This is a genomic window from Planktothrix sp. FACHB-1355, from assembly GCF_014748295.1.
Lineage (GTDB): Bacteria > Cyanobacteriota > Cyanobacteriia > Cyanobacteriales > Aerosakkonemataceae > Aerosakkonema > Aerosakkonema funiforme_A.
This window is the reverse complement of sequence record NZ_JACJUP010000532.1, coordinates 1-4,382: the sequence shown is the minus strand read 5'-3', so window position 1 is coordinate 4,382 and position 4,382 is coordinate 1. Positions and strand designations below refer to the sequence as shown.

General features: G+C 48.6%; 2 protein-coding genes and 1 pseudogene. 1 reads left to right on the top strand and 2 read right to left on the bottom strand.

The features are described from left to right. Both H6S82_RS19980 and H6S82_RS19975 read right to left on the bottom strand, forming a co-directional pair. A pseudogene (locus H6S82_RS19980) lies at positions 1-491 on the bottom strand (hypothetical protein); the annotation flags it as partial. A 254-nt stretch (positions 492-745) separates the two neighbouring features. Continuing rightward, the gene (locus H6S82_RS19975; RefSeq protein ID WP_191056605.1) at positions 746-2,377 is read right to left on the bottom strand and encodes a CAP domain-containing protein; all 1,632 of its coding nucleotides are present in this window, start codon (positions 2,375-2,377) and stop codon (positions 746-748) included. An 83-nt stretch (positions 2,378-2,460) separates the two neighbouring features. On the opposite strand from H6S82_RS19975, the gene H6S82_RS19970 reads away from it, so the two are divergent. Then, entirely contained in the window at positions 2,461-4,296 is a 1,836-nt protein-coding gene (locus H6S82_RS19970) for a caspase family protein (RefSeq protein WP_190462600.1), read from the top strand. Positions 4,297-4,382 lie beyond the last annotated feature (86 nt).

Here is a 4,382-nt window from a genome sequence, read left to right as displayed (position 1 = left end):
AGAGTGGGAGCGTTTTTGAAATATGTAGCCCAGCGTTGCGTGTCGGGCTGACTTATCCAATTTTGACGATTTACTTGTAGGGAAAGAAGAGGCGCGATCGAACCGGCATTTTGGCCCAAAATTGTGACAGCAACTCCTCTAATCGCAGCGTTTTGGCTGAAACTACGTCCAGCTACATCTCTTGCAGCTGCTTCCGCTCTGCGGATCAGCGTGTCGTAGCTTTCATTCGGCTGACTGTTGAGGGTAAGATTAACGCGAGCGACATCGGCTCTCTGTGTGGTTTGTGTTGGGCGAGTGCCTGCATTTTGTGCATTCGCTTGGTTAGAAAACCAGAAACTGCCTGAGAACCCCATCAAGGCTACTAAACTTAGCAGTGAAACAGGGACTCTTACACTTAAAAAGCGGATTGAGCGAGAAAGGGCAAGGCTTCCTTTTTCATGTAACTTTGTCTTCAAAGAGGGGTTGGATACAAACAGATTTGGCTTAGACATAATTAGCTCTAGCTCCTCGATCGCGATCGACCGATCGCGTTTGAGTTATCTTCCCCTTAACGCTAGCTCTGAGCTATTGCGCCTCTAATCTACATCATGGAATACAAAGTACCTTGCCCATAGACTGATTTACCGACCCGGAGCTGGCTGGTCACCTGAAAAGATCTGTAATGTCGATTATTTTGGAATGTCTATAGAAAAGTCCATATACCGACATTTTCTGCCCTGCTCCCCCACTCCCCCGCTCGATTTTCTTACTTCTCTCTATAACCTCCGGCATAGGTAATCACGCACATGGTTCTGTATACTTTGTGCGGGCCACAGGCAACACCAGTGATGCGGAAAGCAGGGTTAAACATATTGATTCTGTGACCGCGATCGGGAACTCCATCATCAATAATTAACTGCATAACTACTTGTTGGGCTGTGTCAGGGCCGTAACTGATATTTTCGCCTACAGTGACCAGCCAGGAGCCGTGCCGGTTGACGCGAGAAGAAGGATTGCTGCGATCGCTTCCATAGTGACCTGTCGCGCCTTTTGGCCCTTGGTCTCGCACATGATCGCTAGCCCCCAAGGACATACCTCTGGAGGCGTTAAGTGCTGGTACCGGACGGGTCGATTTCAAAAAGTTAATCGTTTCATCAACTACCCTAACGCCTTCCTTGGTAATAATCGGAATTTGTCCTGGCAATTCCAGTCGATTGCCTTTGTAATACCGTCTCTGGCTCTGCAATATCGCACCATAGGCGGGGGGATTCGTCCTAGCGCGGTTCATTTCCGCAACAATACCTCTTTCCAAACTAGAAAGGAAACTAGCTGTAGTGTTGGTCGCGGAACGTCTGGAATTATTAGCTGTATTAGGTCTTTGTGTAGCGCTACTGCTGCGATTGGTAGCAGAACGTCCGGAATTATTGGCTGGATTAGACCGCTGCGTACCGCTACTGCTGCGATTGGTGGGTTGATTATTGGTGCGATTGGCTGGAGTGCGCCCAGGTGTTGTGGCGGGTGCAGACTGTTGAGGGCCCGTACCTCTACCATTTGAGGGGCCGTTTGGCAATTGTCCGGGTGTTGTCGAGCCAGGGGGTGCTATTGAGAAAGGAAAACTAACAGTTTGATTGGAATCATCGACATTTCCTGTCAATTCCCGCGTATTACCTTGTACCAGTAACCTCAACCTGAATGGCACTGGCCCTGTTTGCGTTGCACAGCGTTGGTAAAGGTTGACTTTGACAGTGTAATTACCCGGAGGAGCTCCTGATGCAGGCCAAAAAATATTTTCGACGGGATTTGTAATGGTATTTTGACAACCTGCATTGCTATCAACGTCAAGCTGACCTCCCGACGCCACTCTCTTATTTTGGAAGAAAACCCTTTGACCGCTGGGATCGGTGATTTCCAAGTCAAGGTCGTCAGTAGTAGACCATCTCAGGGTAGTTTGAATAACACCGGTGCCCAGAGTAGGTTCTGGCCTTTGCTGTACTGGAGAAGCAACCGCCACGGGAGTAGGGTCATCAATCCTCAGCAGCTGCTTAGATTTGGGATAGTAGGTAGCCCAACGCATGGTATCCGGATGGTTTTTCCAGTTATCGCGACTGACCTGCAAAGTCAAAATCGGTGCGGACAAACCAATATGTTGGCCTGTGATGATAATGGCAGCTTCTGTGACTAAAATGTCATTGTCGAAGCTACGCTGAGCTGCGGCTCTAGCTACGGCCTCGGCTCTGCGAACCAAAGTGGCATAGGATTCATTTGGTTGTCGATCGAGAGTAATATTAACGCGAGAGGTATAAGCTTGAGCTATTGGCGGTGCGATCGCCCCTTCCAAAGCCAAAAAAGTTCCAGTCAATCCCAATAAGGCCGCTAAACTCAAAGAAGCAATTCGCATTGTAAAGCTCTTACCTTGAAATTTCTGATATTCAGATCCTTAATAACAATCTATTAGTGTCGTTGACATGAGGGACATCTTGTATGAGCAATCACTGGCTAATGGCAATCGGTATTAACCAATATCAATACCTGCAACCTCTAGGTTATGCCCAAGCAGATGCACAAGCAATCTGGAATTTCCTTGTGGGTCGGGGTGGTTTTATGCCGGAGCGCTGTCTGCTGTTCTCCGATACATCACCGTACATCGCGGGCCACTCCACTTATCCAAGGAGTGAAAATATTAAGTTGTGGATGTACTGGCTGTGCCAAGAGGGGTTGCAAGAAGGAGACCAAGTGTGGTTCTTTTTTAGCGGCTACGGCCTCAAATCCAACGGAGAGGAATACCTGATGCCTATTGATGGCAACCCAGCCGATATTGCAGGCACAGGCATCCCCATACGATGGATATACGAGAGCCTGAAGGATGCAAAAGCCTCAATGCAACTGGTTTTGCTTGATATAAACCGAGCTGGAGGAACCCAAGCTGGTGCCCAGGTAGGCAGTCAAACCGTGGAATTAGCTCGCGCACTGGAAATACCCACAATCCTTTCCTGTCAGCCAACCCAATTCTCTCACGAAGCTTCCGATTTACAGCATGGCTTGTTTACAGCCGCTCTCTTGGAAGGGCTACGGACGGAAGGAGGCGATACGAGTATCGCGACTCTGAAGCGTTACCTGAGCGAACGCCTGCCTGAGTTATGCGAACTCCATTGGCGTCCCCGACAAGAACCTGTGGTAGTGGTACATCCTGCGACAAAAAGCCATCAGGTGATTTTGCCCGATCTGAGAGTCCCTGTGGCCAGCGGCTACTATGCTGAAGCAGAAGAACGTAATAGCACAACTGCGGAAGCAGGAGTGAGTGGAACTGTCAACCCCAGTTTTGTGGCTGCACAGCACAATATGCAAACAATAGCAAGCATACCCAGTATGGAAAATCCATTCAACGGAAATTTGGACGATATCGAACCCCGTTCCGATTTGCAAGATGAGCCAGCAGCTGTTTCGAGCTCGACCTCGACTACGCAGGCAAAAAACGGTCATCCCGGTAATTCCAAAAATGCAATCCTGGCAGAAGAAGATGATGATGACGAAGAAGGAACATTTTGGCGACAAATGCTGCTTTGGGGAGGCGGCTTACTGCTTTTAGTACTTTTATTGATGAGTCTGTTTGGGCGTCCTTTACGTCAGCAAACAGCGGGTCGTCAAGGTGGTACATCCTCTGATGCTGTGTCATCCAAGTCCGGGCAGAAGGGAGCTAAACCTAAGTCGGTAGAACAGATCAATCAGGAACGGTTGAATAAGGCGAAAACCTTTCTTCAAAATAATCAAGTTTCCCAGTACAGTCAGGCGATCGCTACAGCCAGTTTAATTAAATCCGGTCAACCTTACTACGATGAAGCGCAGGATTCGATCGAGCGCTGGAGTCAGATTATTCTGGATACGGCGCAAGGACGTGCCCAACGGGGAAATTACAGTGGGGCGATTGCCGCAGCTAACTTGATACCCAAAGACCCGCAGCCGATTTACGCCCAAGCACAAAAGTCAATCAAACAGTGGAGTGGTGTCGTCAAACAGCAGCAAGCTTACACAAAGACGTTGCAAAGCGCCAAGGGATTGGTTAAGCCGGGAGAAGCTTCTTCTTATAACAAGGCGATCGTTGTGGCTCGCAAAATCCCCGCCGGTCAGCCAGCGTATACCGAAGCTCAGAAGTCTATAGCTTTATGGAGTCAAAGCATTCTCAATTTGGCTAATCAACGCGCGTCTGGAGGAGATACTAAAGCTGCTATTGCGACAGCATCTTTAGTGCCAAAAAATACACCAGCCTATGCAAAAGCGCAGCAGGCGATCGCGCAATGGAAGCGCCAACCTTCAAAGTGATCCCAGGTGCTGAGCGCTGAGTAAATACAGCTGATTCAGTCATAAAAGGCAAAAGTAAAAAGTCAAAAGAAAGTATTTTTTCTTTT